General features: G+C 67.6%; 12 protein-coding genes. 4 read left to right on the top strand and 8 right to left on the bottom strand.

Annotation, left to right across the window (positions count from 1 at the left end):
• Positions 1 to 24 precede the first annotated feature (24 nt).
• Positions 25 to 180 carry a hypothetical protein gene (locus ABIB51_RS06760; RefSeq protein WP_354186736.1) on the top strand — a complete coding sequence of 52 codons (156 nt, stop codon included), beginning with the start codon at positions 25 to 27 and terminating at the stop codon, positions 178 to 180.
• 59 nt (positions 181 to 239) lie between these two features.
• Here ABIB51_RS06760 and ABIB51_RS06755 read toward each other — a convergent pair whose 3' ends face one another.
• A complete protein-coding gene (locus ABIB51_RS06755; protein WP_354186735.1) occupies positions 240 to 932 on the bottom strand; it encodes a hypothetical protein in 693 nt (230 codons plus the stop codon).
• A 279-nt stretch (positions 933 to 1,211) separates the two neighbouring features.
• Between ABIB51_RS06755 and ABIB51_RS06750 the strand changes: the two genes are divergently transcribed.
• Together ABIB51_RS06750 and ABIB51_RS06745 are read left to right on the top strand one after the other, a co-directional pair.
• On the top strand, positions 1,212 to 1,430 hold the full coding sequence (locus tag ABIB51_RS06750; RefSeq protein WP_354186733.1) for a hypothetical protein: 219 nt from the start codon (positions 1,212 to 1,214) through the stop codon (positions 1,428 to 1,430).
• 407 nt (positions 1,431 to 1,837) lie between these two features.
• Positions 1,838 to 2,440 carry an excalibur calcium-binding domain-containing protein gene (locus tag ABIB51_RS06745; RefSeq protein WP_354186731.1) on the top strand — a complete coding sequence of 201 codons (603 nt, stop codon included), beginning with the start codon at positions 1,838 to 1,840 and terminating at the stop codon, positions 2,438 to 2,440.
• A gap of 142 nt (positions 2,441 to 2,582) precedes the next feature.
• Here ABIB51_RS06745 and ABIB51_RS06740 read toward each other — a convergent pair whose 3' ends face one another.
• The 3 genes from ABIB51_RS06740 to ABIB51_RS06730 are packed head-to-tail and all read right to left on the bottom strand — an operon-like array spanning position 2,583 to position 7,817.
• Positions 2,583 to 4,142: an FAD-dependent oxidoreductase gene (locus ABIB51_RS06740; RefSeq protein WP_354186729.1), complete on the bottom strand. Its 1,560-nt coding sequence runs from the start codon at positions 4,140 to 4,142 to the stop codon at positions 2,583 to 2,585.
• Complete coding sequence (locus ABIB51_RS06735; protein WP_354186727.1) at positions 4,139 to 6,379, bottom strand: molybdopterin oxidoreductase family protein; 2,241 nt, start codon at positions 6,377 to 6,379, stop codon at positions 4,139 to 4,141. The genes ABIB51_RS06740 and ABIB51_RS06735 overlap by 4 nt, the downstream gene beginning before the upstream one ends.
• A 1-nt stretch (position 6,380) precedes the next feature.
• A complete protein-coding gene (locus tag ABIB51_RS06730) occupies positions 6,381 to 7,817 on the bottom strand; it encodes an MFS transporter (RefSeq protein WP_502916083.1) in 1,437 nt (478 codons plus the stop codon).
• A 288-nt stretch (positions 7,818 to 8,105) separates the two neighbouring features.
• On the opposite strand from ABIB51_RS06730, the gene ABIB51_RS06725 reads away from it, so the two are divergent.
• Complete coding sequence (locus ABIB51_RS06725; RefSeq protein WP_354186725.1) at positions 8,106 to 9,518, top strand: MFS transporter; 1,413 nt, start codon at positions 8,106 to 8,108, stop codon at positions 9,516 to 9,518.
• Positions 9,519 to 9,625: 107 nt separating this feature from the next.
• Here ABIB51_RS06725 and ABIB51_RS06720 read toward each other — a convergent pair whose 3' ends face one another.
• The 4 genes from ABIB51_RS06720 to ABIB51_RS06705 all read right to left on the bottom strand — a co-directional run.
• A complete protein-coding gene (locus tag ABIB51_RS06720) occupies positions 9,626 to 10,360 on the bottom strand; it encodes a glutamine amidotransferase (RefSeq protein ID WP_354186723.1) in 735 nt (244 codons plus the stop codon).
• Positions 10,361 to 10,394: 34 nt separating this feature from the next.
• A complete protein-coding gene (locus ABIB51_RS06715) occupies positions 10,395 to 12,215 on the bottom strand; it encodes an acetyl/propionyl/methylcrotonyl-CoA carboxylase subunit alpha (protein WP_354187108.1) in 1,821 nt (606 codons plus the stop codon).
• A gap of 180 nt (positions 12,216 to 12,395) precedes the next feature.
• Positions 12,396 to 13,073: a Maf family protein gene (locus ABIB51_RS06710; RefSeq protein WP_354186721.1), complete on the bottom strand. Its 678-nt coding sequence runs from the start codon at positions 13,071 to 13,073 to the stop codon at positions 12,396 to 12,398.
• Positions 13,074 to 13,134: 61 nt separating this feature from the next.
• A partial coding sequence (locus ABIB51_RS06705) for an IS3 family transposase (RefSeq protein ID WP_354186719.1) occupies positions 13,135 to 13,891 on the bottom strand: 757 nt, incomplete at its 5' end.

Genomic DNA, 13,891 nt, shown 5'->3' with positions numbered 1-13,891 from the left:
TTCAGCGCGGAGGTCGGAGCCGGGGTGGACCTCAGCCGGGACCTGACGCTGGCGGCGACCCCGGTCACCCGACTGATGTCCGCGGGGGACTTCTGGATCCCGCAGCGGGGCATCTTTATGATCGGCTCGTCCGTGTTCGAACCCTTCGACCCCGCCACGCACCTCGCACCGGGGCACTGAGCGGCGCGTCGGCGTCGGGCGGGCTTCCGGACACTGACGCCGGGGGCCCGCCCGTTCTCTCAGGAATAGGAGTACGGCGGAACGGTATCGCCGGGGGCGAAGGGCTTGAACCAGTGCTCGAAGTCCAGTTCCCGGGCGTCATCCTCGAGATCATCGAGCCTGTCCGAGTACAGGGCCTCACTGTCCGCGTCCTCCAGCAGGACTTCCTCGACGTCGGCGCGCCAGTCGTCCGGCAGGTCGAGCTCGTAGATGTCCTCGGTGATTTCCGCCTGGTCGAGCAGGCAACGCACGGCGAGCTCCGCTGCCAGGCAGCCCGGGGCGGACCAGCCGCGGACCAGCGACGCGGTGACGTCGGCGGCGACCACAATGAACTTCTGGGTGAACTTCGCGTCGTAGCTGGTGGCGAACTGCGGCGGCAGCGAGGACAGCACCGAGGTCCCCACGATCTCGGTGGGGGTGCGGACTGCCAGCTGGCTCAACGTGCCAAGGTCACGGAAAAGCTGGTCGATCAGGATGCTCGACGAGTTCCACAGGAGTCCGGCCAGCAGGCGTGTCTGGCGCACTGACTTCTCACGATCCTCCCCGGTGACCGCGGCCATTTCGGCCAGGTCTTCGGGATCGAACTGGAGCCGCTGCTCGGCGGTCATGTCGTCGGGATGCGGGTCCAGACCCAGGAGCTCCAGGCTCAGCCCGGTCAGCTTCGCGGCGTCAGCCAGCAGTTCTTCGGTGATGTCGTCGTCGTCGGCGCTCATGGCCCCGATGCTACCGGGCGGACGTTCCTGGTCCGATTCGCGTTACGCGGTGGTGACTGGCCGGTTCAGGCTTGCCGGTCAAAATCGGCGACGTCAGGCTGCCACGCGCGTCCCGGGCGGTGTCCCACACGTCAGCGGGGGTTCAACGTCCCCCGGTCGGATGAGAAATGTTTCGTTGGCTAAACAGATCGAAGCTGCCTGGCCGCGACGGCAACAGATTGGGGCTCGATCGGCCCGGAATCAGGCATCGCGAAGGCCATCGCTGCCGTCAACAATGACTTGAAGCACCCAGACCGCCTGCGCCGCCCTGACGCGGTTGAGCTGCGTCTTGTGGCCGATCTGGCGCTAGTGGTCATGCGTCTGCAGCTCTTTGACCTGCTCGATCTTCCGAACGACGCGCTATCGCCCTTCCAGAGCTACGGAGACGTCAACGGCGTTGTCAGGTCATTCGAACGAAACGGACTCATGATCGATGGCGACGGGAAGTTCATTCCTTGACCGCGTTGAGAGAGGGCGCCCGACCAGCGGGGACACCAAGTCAGGTAGTGGCGTGGAGTACAGCGTCGCCCTCGCGGGGGCGACGCTGGGGACTGCGGGCGTTAGCGCCCCGCGAGGTCAATTCGCATCGTGTTCCGGTCTTGCATGGCGTGCATGCCGGCTCATGAACGCATCGTGACGCGATGCCGCATGCAACCTTTATCCACGGCAGATGCTCTCCGAGTTTCCCCACGGCAGCTGGGCTCGGCTTCATATTCGAGTTCCAAGCCTCAACCTGGCCGGATGGCAGTGCCAAGGCTGGTACTTTATGCTCAAGCGAGCCCGTCGGAAGCCTTAGGCATTGACGCCCTTTTCCGATGTCCTGGCCGCGATGACAGTCACCGGGCATCGCCCGGCAGGGGGAAATTTTGAAGAAGGTACTCGCGCTCGCCATGTTGGCTGGTCTCTTATTGACCGGGTGTGGCAGCAAGTCCGCGCAAACGGCGGCGACGTCGTCAGCATCCGCTACAGCTGAGGTCGTGTCCGGCGTCACGGTCCCGAACGTTGTCGGTAAGACGCTGGACGAAGCCACGGACGAGCTGAAGGGCCTTGGCCTGAACGTCGAAGCGGCAGACACGGTTGATGGAAAGTCCATTATCCTCAAGTCGAACTGGCAGGTAACGACCCAAGATGTCTCGCCGGGAGCCACTGTGGCTAAATCCTCCCGGATCAACCTCGGCGTTGTGCATCTGACCGATGCGACACCGACACCGACACCGACACCGACACCAGCGGCAGTACCGGTAGTGACGCCACCGGCTGCCGAAGTCGCGCCACCGGTCGCCGTACCTCTCCCTGCGGCTCCTCGCGCAGCACCGGCAGCACCGGCAGCACCGGCGGCGCCGGCGGCCGTGTATTACGCGAACTGTGCCGCGGCCAAGGCTGCGGGTGCCGCTCCCATCCGCGCGGGTGCGCCCGGGTATCGCGCGGCGCTGGACCGGGATAGAGATGGAATTGCCTGCGACAAGTAGGTTTCCGGCCATCTGCGGTTGAAGGGGGCCACCAACTAAATTGCGCCCGGAATGCCGGATTCTTAGTTTCGAATCCAGGTTTCGGGGTGCAGTTCAGGTAGGTGGCCCCTTTTGCGTTTCGCTTGACCTGAAATTCCGGCCCCTACGCCACGGCCCCCTGGAAGTGCTTTTCGATGATCCCCTTGATGTCGTCGTGGCACCCGCCGCAGCCGGTGCCCGCCCGCGTCGCGCCGGACACCTCAGCCACAGTCCCGCACCCGTCGGTAACGGCCGCAGTAATCTTCGTCCCGCTGACGCCGGCGCACCGGCACACGGTCCGCTCCGGATCCGCAGCACCAGCCGCGGCCGCCTGGTCCGGCCCGTCCAGCCGCAGCAGCAGAGACCGGTCCGCCGGAAGCTCGGCGCCACGCTCGAACAGCTGCACCAACTCTGCCGCTGTGCGGGGCATGCCCACGGACACGAGGCCTTCGAGCACACCGGCGCGCGTGGTCATCTTCACGTAGCGGCCATGCTCCGGATCGGCCCACTGGGCGATCTGCAGCCGGGCCCGGCCGTTCACAGCACCGGCGGTCAACACTTCCTCGTCCCAGGGGTCTGCGGAAACATCCCCGGCCACGGCCATGTTCATGCCGCGGGCCTTGAGCACAATCACGCCCGGCTTCTCGGCCGCCAACGCCGGCAGGGCTTCGGCGTCGGCCGGATTTCCAGACGCCAGCAGCACCAGATACTCGGCAAGCCATTCCGCCTGCCGCCACCCCGGACCCACCAGCCCGGACGGGCCCCGCGCGGTGCGGCACTCGACGCACTCCGGCTCGGGGCAGCGGACCTCGGCGCAGTCGCCGATCGCGAAAATGTGGGGTTCGTGGTGGGCCCGGAGCTTGTGGTCCACCAGGATGCCGGCCGCCGTCGAAAGCCCGCAGCCTTCCGCGAGTTCGGTCCGGGGCCGGACGCCGCAGGAGAGCACCAGCAGGTCGCCGTCGATCGCAGAGCCGTCATCGAGCAGCAGCGCCGAGAAGCCGGCGTCGGGCGCGTTGTGTTCCACCCCGACGGAGCGCGCGTTGCCGGCCATCCGCACGCCGCAGTTCCGCAGGCTTGCCGCGAGCACGGCGCCGCCGCCGCGGTCGATGTTGCGGCCCAGGGGATGCGGGCCGTTGTGCACCACGGTGACGGTGGCGCCTTCCTCGGCCGCGGCGAGGGCGGTCTCCAGCCCGAGCACGCCGCCGCCCAGGACCACCACGCGCTTGCCACCCGCCACGGCCGCCTGCAGCACTGACGCGTCACGGAGGTCGCGGAGGGCGGTCACTCCCGCCGGCAACACGGGGGCGGCCGGATCCGGGTTCAGCCCGGTGAGGTTGGGGATCACGGGGCGGGATCCGGTGGCGAACACCAGCCGGTCATAGCCTGGGGAGGTGCCGTCGCTCAGCTTCAGCTGCTGCCGGGCACGGTCCACCCGGCGGACGCGCACGCCGAGCCGGACGTCGACGCCCTCGGCAATCAGTGCGGCCGCATCGGCCAGCGCCAGGGCGGAGGCAGTGGTCCGCCCGACGCCGAGGTCGGCCACCAGCACGCGGTTGTACGCGGCCTCAGCCTCCTCGCCGATCACCGTCAGCTGTGCCAGCCCGCTGCGCACCGCCGGAAGCAGCTCATCGACCAGCCGCGCGGCCACCGGCCCGAAGCCCACGACAACAATCCGCTCAGTCATGAGGCACCCTCTTTCTGGAAATCAGCAGCCAGCAGCACAGCTGAGCCCGGCCGGACCCACACCTTGCTGGTTTTGAACTCGGGCATCCCGGAAATCGGGTCCGTGGCGGCCTCGGTGAGCCGGTTGGCGCTCTCCAGCTCCGGGAAATGGAACGGCAGGAACACGGTCTCGGGCCGGATGTCCGTGCTCAGTTCGGCCCGGCAGCTGACCTCGCCGCGGCCGTTGGAAATCGAGACGAAGTCACCAGCGGCGATGCCCTGCGCTGCGGCAGCCGCGGGATGGATCTGCAGCCGCGCCTCGGGCTGGGCCTCGGCGAGGGCCGCCACCCGGCGGGTCTGCGCGCCCGACTGGTAGTGCTCCATCAGCCGGCCGGTGATCAGGGTCATCGGCGTGCCGGCCCGGTCGGCAGCGGGTGCGGTGTCCGCGGCATAAGGCGAACGACGGCGCGGTGTCACCGCCGTGAACACCGCCCGTCCGTCCGCGTGGGCGAAGGAGTCCAGGAACAGCCGGGGGGTGCCGGTGCTTCCGGACGGGTAGGGCCAGTAGGCGGCCTCGCCGCGGTCCAGCATGGCGTAGTCGATCCCGGAGTAGTCGGCCAGGCCGCCTTCGGACGCGAGCCGGAGCTCCTCGAACACGGTCTCCGGGTCCTCGCTGAACGTGGACGGCGCTTCCAGGGCTTCGGCGAGCCGGGTCATGATCCACAGCTCCGTGCGCACCCCGGGCGGCGGAGCGAGGGCGCGGCGGCGGCGGAGCACACGGCCCTCGAGGTTGGTCAGGGTGCCTTCCTCCTCGGCCCACTGGGTGACCGGCAGGATGAGGTCCGCCTCGGCGGCGGTCTCGGAGATGAAGAAGTCGCAGACCACCAGGAAGTCCAGGCTCCGCAGTCCCTTGATCACGGTGTTGGCGTCCGGGGCGGAGACCGCCACGTTGGCGCCGTGCACGAACAGGCAGCGGACGCCGTCGGGCTGGCCGAGGGACTTGAGGAGTTCGACGGCGGGAACGCCGGGTCCGGGGATGAGCGCTTCCGGCACGCCCCAGACGCGGGCCATGTGGGCGCGGGCGGCGGGGTCGGTGATCTTGCGGTAGCCGGGGAGCTGATCGGCCTTCTGGCCGTGTTCGCGGCCGCCCTGGCCGTTGCCCTGGCCGGTGAGCGTGCCGTAGCCGCTGCGCGCGGAGCCGGGGAGGCCCAGCAGCAGGGAGAGGTTGATGGCCGCTGTGGCGGTGTCCGTTCCGTCCACGTGCTGTTCCACGCCGCGCCCGGTGAGGATGTAGCTGCCGCCCTGCCGGGCGCCGTCGGCCAGTCTGCGGGCGGTGTCCCGGATCAGCCCGGCGGGGACGCCGGTGAGGGACTGCACACGCTCGGGCCAGAAGGAGGCCACGCTGCGGACCACGGCGTCGTAGCCGGTGGTGCGTTCCGCGACGTAGCCGGAGTCGGCGAGGCCCTCGTGGATCACCACGTGGGAGATGCCGAGGAGCAGGGCGAGGTCGGTGCCGGGCAGCGGCTGCAGGTGCAGCCCGCCGCCGTCGGTCGTGAACGCGGCGGTGGCCGAGCGGCGGGGGTCCACCACAATCAGCCCGCCGGCGTGGCGGGCGCCCTGCAGGTGCTGCACGAACGGCGGCATGGTCTCGGCGACGTTGGAGCCGAGCATCAGGATGGTGCTGGCGGCGTCAAGGTCCTCCAGCGGGAAGGGCAGGCCGCGGTCCAGGCCGAAGGCGCGCATCCCGGCCGCGGCGGCCGAGGACATGCAGAACCGGCCGTTGTAGTCGATCCGGGAGGTGCCCAGCGCCAGCCGGGCGAACTTTCCCAGCTGGTAGGCCTTCTCATTGGTCAGCCCGCCGCCGCCGAAGACTCCGACGGCGTCCGCCCCGTGGCGGGACCGGGTGTCCTTGACCGCGGCGGTGATGAGTTCCAGCGCCTTGTCCCAGCTGACCGGGCGGTGCACGCCGTCGGCGTCCTTGAGCAGCGGTTCCGTGACGCGGCCCGGGTGGGTGAGCAGCGAGGCGGAGGTCCAGCCCTTGCGGCACAGGCCGCCGCGGTTCGTGGGAAAGTCGCGTCCGGACACGGCGAGGGGTGCCTCGAGGGGCGCCCCGAGCGGCGCTTCCAGTGCGGCGGAGGCGGTGGCCGGCACGGGCTCTGACCCCGGCTGGGTAGCCGGGGTCAGAGCCGCTGGGGACTTCAGCGTCATGGCGCACTGCAGCGCGCAGTAGGGGCAGTGCGTGTCGGCGCTTTTGGTCATGTTAGACGTGTCCCATCGCGTTTCGGTTGGCGTTGCGGATGTAACATGCCCAGCAGACGACCAGCATCAGGACGTAGGCCCCGACGAAGCCGTAGAACGCGGGGGTGTACGAGCCGGTGGCGGTGTTGGAGGCGTTGAGCACCTGCGGGATGACGAACCCGCCGTAGGCGCCGATGGCCGAGATGAGGCCGAGGGCCGAGGATGCGAGGCGCTGGGTGGCCACCGAGCTGGCGCCGGACTTTGCTGCCCGGCTGGACGTGGCGAAGATGACCGGGATCATCCGGTACGTTGCACCGTTGCCGAAGCCGCTGGCGGTGAAGAGCATCAGGAACAGGACCAGGAAGAGCCAGAAGTTCTTCAGCGGCAGCGTCCAGATCATGGTCAGGGTGATGACGGCCATGGCGGCGAACGCCGTGACGGTCATCCGTGCGCCGCCCATGCGGTCGGCCATCCGGCCGCCGTAGGGCCGGGCCAGCGAACCGACCAGCGGGCCGAGGAACGCCAGCGAAAGCGCCACGGTGCCGACCCCGATGGAGGAGAACGCCGGGAAGTAGTCCTTGATGAGCTTGGGGAACACACCGGCGAAGCCGATGAAGGAACCGAAGGTGCCGATGTACAGCAGCGCCATGATCCACAGGTGCGGTTCCTTGAGCGCGGCGAGCGAGCCCGCGACGTCGCCCTTGGCACTGGTGAGGTTGTCCATGTACTTCCACGCGCCGAACGCGGCGAGCAGGATCAGCGGGACCCACATGAGACCGGCCATGGGGAGGTTGACGGTGCCGGCGGCCAAGAGCGTGATGGCAATCGGAACGGCAAGCTGTGCGACGGCGGCGCCGAGGTTTCCGCCGGCGGCGTTCAGCCCCAGCGCCCAGCCCTTTTCGCGGGCCGGGTAGAAGAAGGTGATGTTGGCCATCGAGCTGGCGAAGTTGCCGCCGCCGAAACCGGCGAGGGCTGCCACGAAGAGCATGGCGCCGAACGGGGTCTCAGGGTTGGAGACGCACATGGCCAGCCCGATCGAAGGGATCAGCAGCAGCATGGCCGAGACGATTGTCCAGTTCCGGCCGCCGAAGCGGGGGACCATAAAGGTGTAGGGGATCCGCAGCGTGGCGCCCACCAGGCTGGGCATCGAGATCAGCCAGAAGATTTCCGAGGTGGTGAAGGTGAAGCCGGCCGCGGGGAGCTGGACCACAACGATCGACCACAGCTGCCAGACCACGAAGCCCAGGAATTCGGCAAAGATGGACCAGTTCAGGTTGCGCCGGGCAATGGGGCGGCCCAGGGTTTCCCACTGCTCCTTGTTCTCGGCATCCCAGTTGGCGATCCAGCGGCCGGGACGGTATTCAAGGGCGGGCCCACCGAGGGTGGTGCCGGCAGAAATGGAAGGGGAAATACCGGGGGAAACGCCGGTTTGGGCGTTTGCGGTGCGTTCAGCAGTCACGGGGACCTCCTTGGGATGTTGTCCTTCCACGGTAGGGAATCCGCGTTTCCGGGACCGTCGCCGTTTGTTAACGTGCTGTGACGTTTGCCTATCAGGCGGTTTGTGACGACGTGAGGGAAATGAAGCGGCGTAGAGTGATGACCAGCACGTGAGACGATTCCAACTGTCCAAATGGCGGACTATTTGTCCATTGACTGGACGACGGGAACTATTATTTAGCGTATTCAGTTTCCTATGCCGGACGGTCTCACCGCAGTAACGGTCCGGTCCTCATGAAAGCGCTCAAACATGTCATCCACTGCTACTTCCGCGGAGCATGGGTCTGCCCAACCGGTAAACTCGCGCGGCCGCGTCATTGTCGCAAGCCTGATCGGCACCACCGTTGAGTTCTATGACTTCTACGTGTATGCCACCGCCGCTGTGCTCGTCTTCCCCCGGCTGTTCTTCCCCGGGCAGAATGAAACCACCCAGCTGCTGAGTTCCTTCGCAGTGTTTGGCGTCGCGTTCATCGCCCGTCCGCTCGGGTCCATCGTCTTCGGCCACTTCGGTGACAAGTTCGGACGCAAGGGCACCCTGGTGGCATCGCTGCTGACCATGGGCATTGCCACGTTCCTGATCGGCTGCCTGCCGACGGCGCTCGTCCCGGGCTGGGAGTTCTGGGCTCCGGCGCTGCTGGTTGTCATGCGCTTCGCCCAGGGCCTGGCCCTCGGCGGCGAATGGAGTGGTGCGGCACTGCTGGCCACCGAGAACGCCCCCGCGAACAAGCGCGCCATCTACGGCACCTTCCCGCAGCTGGGAGCCCCGATCGGCTTCATCATCGCCAACGTGATCTTCCTGGTCTTCAGCTACGCCCTGACGCCGGCAGCATTCATGGAGTGGGGCTGGCGCGTGCCGTTCCTGCTCAGTGCTGTCATGGTGATCATCGGCCTTTACGTCCGGCTCAAGCTCATCGAAACCCCCGCCTTCACCAAGGTCCTTGAATCCAAAGAGGTCGCCAAGCTGCCTCTCGCCCGGGTCTTCAAGTCCAGCTGGCGCCACCTGATCCTGGGCACGTTCATCATGCTCGCCACGTACGTGCTCTTCTACCTGATGACCACGTTCACCCTGACCTACGGCACCCGCGCCTCCAGCCTGGATGCCGCCAAGGCCGCAGCAGAGAAGGCGGGCAAGCCGCTGACCGAGGCCGCGGCCGCAGCGTTCGTCCCCGGCCTGGGCTACTCCCGCAACGACTTCCTCTGGATGCTGATTGCCGGCGTCGTGTTCTTCGGCATCTTCACCCTGGTCTCCGGTCCGCTGGCGGAGAAGTTCGGGCGCCGCAAGGTGCTGATCGTGGTCACCCTCGGTATCATCGCCTTCGGCCTGCTCTTCGTCCCGCTGTTCAGCGCCGGCTTCGTAGGCACCATGGCGCTGCTGATTATCGGGTTCTCCCTGATGGGGCTGACCTTCGGGCCGATGGGTGCGCTGCTGCCGGAATTGTTCCCGACGAACGTCCGGTACACCGGCTCGGCCATCAGCTACAACTTCTCCAGCATCCTGGGTGCGGCGGTGGCGCCGTTCATCGCCGTCTGGCTCTGGGAACTGGGGAAGGGCAGCCCCGGGCTGGTCGGTGTCTACCTCGCGGCCATGTCAGTGCTGACGCTGATCGCCCTGTTCCTGAGCAAGGAAACCCGCGACCTCGACTACGAGAACAACGTAGCCTGACGTCCGTTCCCGTTCCTGACAGATGAAGCCCGGTGTGTTGACCACACCGGGCTTCTTTGTGCCCTGGCTCTTGGAGGCGCGGGCGCCGTGGCCCCGGCGGGGCGTTTTTAAAGGGCGGTGTACCGCTCCACGAAGTTGCGGAGGATCTTCATGGGTTCTGTCGCAGTGAACTGCCGGGCGTCCTCCATCAGCACTTCCGCCGACTCCGGCGGGAAGTACCCGGCATGGCGGTAGATATCGATCCTGGTGACCAGCCCCTCCGCGTCGAGCTCCGGGTGGAACTGCGTGGCGTACAGGTTGGTCTTGATCCGGAACATGTGCACCGGACAGGCGGCCGAGCTGGCCAGCAGGACCGCGTCCGGCGGCAGGACGGTGCACCCCTCCTTATGGCCGGTGAACGCCGTGAACTGCTCCGGCAGGCCCTTCAGCAGGGGATCCTGCAGACCCTCGGCTGTCAGGCTGATGGTCACGCCGCCGAGCCCTTCGCCGTAAGTCCTGTCGATCACGGCACCCTGGTGCAGGCCCAGCGTCCCGACCCCGTAGCAGGCGCCCAGGAAAGGGAAGTCCTCGGCGACGATCCGGTCCAGGAGCGTGGCCAGCTCGCGCTCTACCCGGTGCTGGGCGGCACTCTTTTGCTCGGGCGGGTCGCTGGAGGTGAAAGGGCTTCCGCCCACGATCACGCCCGAATACGCCGAGAGATCCAGCTCCGGCAGCGGAGCGGCCTCCATCCGGATCCGGCGCAGTTGCGCGGCGTCCAGTCCGGTGTAGCGGAGGTAGGCCCGGTATTCGTCGTCGGCTGCGGCGTCCTCGGCTCGTGAGGCGAGGAGTAGGAATGGCTTCACGGAACTAAGTTTGCCCCTCGCCGCGGCCGGTCCGCTATTCTGCGTCCTCGATCATGGCGATCACGGCGCCGGCGGAGACGGTTTCGCCGGCAGCTGCGGACAGCCCGGTCACGATTCCGGCCCGGTGCGCGGTGAGCGGCTGTTCCATCTTCATGGCCTCGAGCACGACGACGAGATCGCCTTCGGCAACAGTGTCGCCCTCGGCGACGGCCACCTTCACGATGGTGCCCTGCATGGGGGAGGTCAGGGCGTTGCCGCCGACAGCCGCCGTGGCGCCGCCGCTGCGGGAACGCTTTTTGGCCTTGGCCGGCTTGCCGCCGCCCGTGCCGCCGGAAGTTCCTGAGCCGAGCGACGCCGGGAGGACGACCTCGAGGCGCTTGCCGCCGACCTCGACGACGACGCGCTGGCGTTCGCCGGCGTCGGGCGCTTCAGTATCTGTACCGGTGGGGGTCCAGGCGGGGATGTCGTTGACGAAGGCGGTTTCGATCCAGCGGGTGTGGACCTTGAACGGTCCTTCGGCGGGAGCGAAGTCGGGGTTGGTGACGACGGCGAGGTCGAACGGGATGACGGTGGGGATGCCTTCGACCACCATTTCCTCGAGGGCGCGGCGGGCGCGCTGCAGGGCCTGCGGGCGGGTGGCGCCGGTGACGATCAGCTTGGAAAGCATCGAGTCGAAGTTGCCGCTGATGACGTCGCCCTGTTCCACACCGGAGTCGATCCGGACGCCGGGGCCGGTGGGGTTCTTCAAAAGCGTGATGGTGCCCGGAGCCGGCATGAAGTTGCGGCCCGGGTCCTCGCCGGTGATGCGGAATTCGATGGAGTGGCCGCGGACCTCGGGGTCCCCGTAACCGAGTTCCTCGCCGCGGGCCAGCCGGAACTGTTCGCGGACGAGGTCGATTCCGGTGACTTCCTCGGAAACGCAGTGCTCCACCTGGAGACGGGTGTTGACCTCGAGGAAGGAGATGGTGCCGTCCTGGCCCACGAGGAACTCGCAGGTGCCGGCGCCGAGGTAGCCGGCTTCCTTGAGGATGGCCTTGGAGGATTCGTAGAGCCGGCGGTTCTGCTCTTCGGTGAGGAACGGCGCCGGGGCTTCTTCGACGAGCTTCTGGTTGCGGCGCTGGAGCGAGCAGTCGCGGGTGGAAACCACCACGACGTTGCCGTGGGCGTCGGCGAGGCACTGGGTCTCGACGTGCCGGGGGGCGTCCAGGAAGCGTTCGATGAAGCATTCGCCGCGGCCGAACGCGGCGATGGCCTCGCGCACGGCGGATTCGAACAGTTCGGGGATTTCTTCGCGGGTGCGGGCCACCTTGATGCCGCGTCCGCCGCCGCCGAAGGCGGCCTTGATGGCCACGGGCAGGCCGAACTTGTCCACGAATTCGAGGATTTCCTCGGCGGATTCGACCGGGTCGGCCGTGCCGGGGACCTGCGGGGCGCCGACCTTTTCCGCGATGTGGCGGGCCTGGACCTTGTCTCCGAGGGCGGAGATGGCCTCGGGGGAGGGGCCGATCCAGGTGATTCCGGCGGCGATCACCTTGGCGGCGAACTCGGCGTTCTCGGCCAGGAAGCCGTAGCCGGGGTGGATGGCGTCGGCGCCGGAGCGGTGGGCGACGTCGATCAGCTTGTCCATGACGAGGTAGGACTCGGCGGCGGTGTTGCCGCCCAGGGCATAGGCCTCGTCGGCGAGCTTGACGTGCAGGGCGTCGCGGTCCGGATCCGCGTAGACCGCCACGGACGTGATGCCCTCATCGCGTGCGGCGCGGATGATGCGAACGGCGATTTCACCGCGGTTGGCGATCAGCACCTTGCTCAGCCGGTGGGTGCCGGCGGCAGTGGCTGCCTGGGTTGATCGCTGCACGGGATTTGCGGACTGCTCCGAATTTGCTGACAAGGCGTCTCCTTCTTTCCTTCAGGGAGCCTAGCGCGGTTTTGTGGGTTCCGCCGATATTACTTGCGGATTCCGCGCGTAAACGGCCCCTCCTTTGTAGGGTTGCTACAAGGCCCTGCGAATTGGTGTGCTCGGCCCGGCCATCGGCCGCTACACAGCCGGGTCCGCCGCGCCGCCGGTCCAGAGCTCGGTGATGCCCACCTGCGCCTGGCCCAGCAGCCCGCGGAGCGTGGAGATGGAGAGCCCGACGACGGTGTGCGGGTCGCCGTTGACCTTGCGGATGAAGGCCCCGCCGTAGCCGTCGATCGTGAAGGATCCGGCGCACTGCAGCGGCTCGCCGGTGGCGATGTAGGCGTCGATTTCCCCGGCGCTCATCTCCATGAAATGCACTTCGGCGGAGGTTACGTGCCCCAGGGTTGCGCCGGTGCCGGGGCGCTCGCCGGGGCGCTCGGCGGGGCCGTCGCCGTCGGTGTCGCGGCAGTCCACAAGCCAGTGGCCGGTGTGCAGCACTCCCATGCTGCCGCTCATCCGGAGCATCCGTTCCCTGGCGACCTCTGCCGTGTACGGCTTGCCGTGCGCCTCGCCGTCGAATTCGAAGACCGAATCGCAGCCCAGCACCAGGGCGCCCTCCGCCTCCGGCAGCGACGCCACGGCCTCGGCTTTGGCCCGGGCGAGCAGGAGGGCGGTGTCGTGCGGGTCGGTCACGCCGTAGCGGGCCTGGACGGCGTCTTCGTCCACATCCGAGACGAGGACCTCGTGCCGGATGCCGGCGTAGCTGAGGAGCTTGGTGCGGGCGGGGGACTGGGAGGCAAGAATGAGGCGGGTCACCGCTCCAGCCTAATTCCTTGAGGCTTTATTGTGGGGTTGCCCGCAAATCGTGGACAGTTGATCAGGCGGCTTGTGCCGGCTGAGGTTTTGTTGTGGCGAGGAATCGTTCGTGTTCCACGGGTGTGGTGTAGCCCAGTGCTGAATGCAGCCGGGCACGATTGTAGAACTCCTCGATCCAGCGGCCCGTAGCCCGGATTGCCTCGTGTCTGGTTGCCCAGCGGCGGCGGTCGTAGAACTCGGTCTTTAGAGTGGACCAGAATGATTCCTGCATGGCATTGTCCCAGCACACGCCGGTGCGTCCGACGGATTGGCGGATGCCCAGGACGGCGCAGACGTCGTTGAGCTGGGTGGAGGTGTACTGGGTGCCGCGGTCGGCGTGGAACACGAGCCCCTCCGGGCCTCCGCCGCGAAGGATGTAGGCCATGCGGAGTGCGCGTTCGACCAGGTTGCTGGTCTGGGTCGAGTCCATCGCCCAGCCGATCACCCGCCGCGAGCAGGCGTCCCTGACCGCACACAAATTCAGCCAACCCTCGCCGGTGCGCAGATAAGTGATGTCCGAGATCCAGACCGCGTCCAAGGTGCCTGTATCCCACTTCCTTGCCACCAGATCCGGGATCGAATGGACGGGTGTGTCACCGATCGGCGCGACCGGGCGGAACCGCCGTGGGGAGATCCCTTCCAAGCTTTGCCGGCGCATGGACGCCGCCACGGTCTTCCGGTCAACACTGGTCCCGTTGCGGGCCAGTTCGGCTTGGATTCGCGGGGCCCCGTAGGTCCCGTACGACTTGGTGTGAGCCTTCCGGACCTTCACATCCAGC

Origin of the sequence: Arthrobacter sp. UYCu712 (genome assembly GCF_040547005.1) — a bacterium.
Classification (GTDB): domain Bacteria; phylum Actinomycetota; class Actinomycetes; order Actinomycetales; family Micrococcaceae; genus Arthrobacter.
The sequence above is the reverse complement of the archived record's forward strand: the minus strand, read 5'-3'. Positions and strand labels throughout refer to the sequence as shown.